Annotated in this window: 2 protein-coding genes; both read right to left on the bottom strand. The window is 41.6% G+C overall.

Features of this window, described 5'->3' with window-relative positions:
• Positions 1-178: 178 nt before the first annotated feature.
• Positions 179-649: a hypothetical protein gene (locus NC99_RS20905; protein WP_053188762.1), complete on the bottom strand. Its 471-nt coding sequence runs from the start codon at positions 647-649 to the stop codon at positions 179-181.
• A 9-nt stretch (positions 650-658) separates the two neighbouring features.
• Complete coding sequence (gene ftsZ / locus NC99_RS20900; RefSeq protein WP_053188759.1) at positions 659-1,843, bottom strand: cell division protein FtsZ; 1,185 nt, start codon at positions 1,841-1,843, stop codon at positions 659-661.
• Positions 1,844-2,899: the final 1,056 nt, after the last annotated feature.

The following is a 2,899-nucleotide window of genomic DNA, read 5'->3' as shown; positions in this document are numbered from 1 at the left end:
CTAGTGCAAATTTCATATATTTAGGCTATTTCGTAATCACATTGTTTTTATCAAAATGCTCCTCTTATTTGTGCCGAATCGGTGCAAGGTTGTTGGCTCATTTCGTAAATCTGATCCAGGAGCCACAGGTTTTTGGATATTTCAGAGAGGGGATGATGCATAAGGTCAAAAAAAGTTTTTAAGCTTCATCTGAGTATTTAATCTCATTTATTACATCTAAGAATGCATCTATTCTTTTAATGAATAAGATGTCTTCATTATCTTCACTTCCAATCATAAGTGCTTTTGCACTCCCTAGTGAAATTCGAATTGCTCTGAGTTGATTCTCAAGATTTATTTTGTCTGCAACAGCATTAATTTTTCTCGTTTCAGCCTTTTCCTTTTTTATCTTTGTATATATTTCTTCAATTTCTGCATTTAATTTTTCATTTTCGATACTTGCTTTTTTTAACTTTTCTTTGCCAAAATGAATCATTGCGGAGGTAAATTCACGGGCTTCATCTTTAATTGTAGCACCTGTATCATAATTTATTATCGTCTCTAACGATTTATCAAGAATTACTAATAATTTAGACTGTAACTTTTCCCAAAGTATTGGGTCAGCTCCTGATAACGAAACTTTTGTAAGTCGATTTTGGGGTTCTGACATAATATTGGGCTAAATTAGTTTTGGTTCTAATGCTTTAGACTTCTCGTATATGTTGGTGCCTTTTATAACTAACTCATCACCACCAATCTCTTTATATAAATCTGATAATAGCGAAACAATTTCTGCAATTTCATTGGGCGAATACTCATCATCAATAAAGAACAGTGATAGATATTTATCATCTTGTTTGAATTGTTGCTTAATAATGCCTTCTGCATCAAGATAACTTTTCTCATTGATTGAATAATTCGATGTAAAACCAGTTGCTATTATCGTTATTCTGATCTTACTGTCAAGGCTTGTGTCATTTCCATTACCCCAAATCAGGTCAACATCCTTGCCAGCCGAATTCTGGACGTAATCTGTAATTTGCCCAATTTCTTCCATCGTTACTTCATCACCTGAAGTAATGTTTAATAGAATATTTTGCGCACCTTTTAGCTTATTATTGTTGAGTAGCGGCGACCTCAATGCTTCCTTTGTTGCATTCAATGCTCTATTTTGTCCGACTCCCAAAGCCGTGCCCATGATTGCAACACCACTCCGTCTCATTATTGCTTCCACATCAGCAAAATCAATATTAATATAGTCTTGTACCGTAATAGTTTCTGCAATGCCTTTAGCCGTAGTTGCTAAGATATCATCCGCGCTTGAAAACGCTTCAGAAATTCTAAACTCACCATACATTTCGCGGAGTTTTTCATTGTCGATTACCAATAAAGAGTCAACATATTTTTCAATTTCAGCCACCCCCTCCAAAGCTTGCTTTATTCGACGTTGACCTTCATTTTTAAAAGGAATGGTAACAATAGCAACAGTCAAAATTCCCATTTCATAGGCTGTTCTGGCAATTACAGGTGCAGCTCCAGTCCCTGTTCCACCACCCATGCCAGCAATAATCATTACCATCTTTGGATTACTGCTAAATAGACTCTTGATGTCATTAATGTTTTCTATTGCTGCATCATAGCCGACTGAGGGCTTATTACCACTACCTCGACCCTCTGTAAGGGATTTCCCTAACTGAATTTTTTCCGGTATAATACTGTTCGATAAAGATTGAGAATCAGTATTGCAAATAGCGAAATCGACACCTTTAATCCCCTTTTTATACATATGATTCACGGCATTCCCGCCTCCTCCTCCAACTCCGATCACTTTGATAATTGATGACATAATATTATGTGTTTTCATATTCTTTTTTCGAACCTTATTGAACGGTGCGTATTGACATTAGAAAAAAGACTGCTTATCCGGATTTACACCGATTCTATGCAATCCAATCCCTGACAACTCAGGAATCGTGGTCCTGCATAGTTCTACAGTTTTGGCATTCTCAAGGCCTTATTTTTTCAATCCCCAAGATAAAGATTTTTGTTGATGAACACATGATCTATTTTCTAATTCATATCATTTCCCCAAAATTCCCGCGTCCCATCTTTGATCTGGCGCCCCGCCAACCTCGTCTGGCACCTCGCTGACTTCATCTGGAGGGTCGGCGAGTTCATCTGGCTCTTTGCGACTGACTCCTTGAAAGTTGGCGACATCGTCTGACGACCCGCCGGGTTCGTCTAGCTGTTCGACGACATCATCTGGAGGGTAGCTGAGATCGTCCGGCTGTTTGGCAACATCGTCTAGAGGGTAGCTGAGTTCGTCTGGCTACTCGGTGACTTCTTCTAATGAATCGCTGGGAAAATAAATATGACCGGAGGGGTAAGCCGGCCGTTGAGAACAACTATTCAGGAGAGTTAGCCGATTAACTTGGCGAGACCTTGCTCACTGGGATCTGTCGAAAGCTGGCAGCAGCCATTCACCAATTGAAAACCGGCAGCACCATTTCGGAATACTGCCCCTGATATTTTTTGATTGTCCCGTGCCCCGGCACCATCGCTCAGCCTCACGAAACCACTTCCTTTATTCGACTGGCTGCACCTGCGAAACCAGTCGCTTTTTCACTTGGCTTCACTCCGAAGCCGGGTTGCACCGCACGGCAAGAGAAGTCCGTCCATTCCATTTCCGTGCTACACTTGCCTGTTCTGTCAGCTTTGATCCATCACTTTTGAAGCCGTATGACCGCTTTTTTCAAGGTTCCCCCTGTGCCCCGGCACCGTCGCTCAGCCTCGCTCAGCCGCTTCCTTTATTCGCCTGGCTGCGCCTGCGAAACCAGTCGCTTGTTCACTTGGCTTCACTCCGGAGCCGGTTTGCACCCCACGGCAAGAGTCGCCCCGGGTGTTCCGCTTCGCTCCACGC

This window comes from Sunxiuqinia dokdonensis, assembly GCF_001270965.1.
Lineage (GTDB): Bacteria > Bacteroidota > Bacteroidia > Bacteroidales > Prolixibacteraceae > Sunxiuqinia > Sunxiuqinia dokdonensis.
This window is presented reverse-complemented; position numbering and strand designations above follow the sequence as displayed.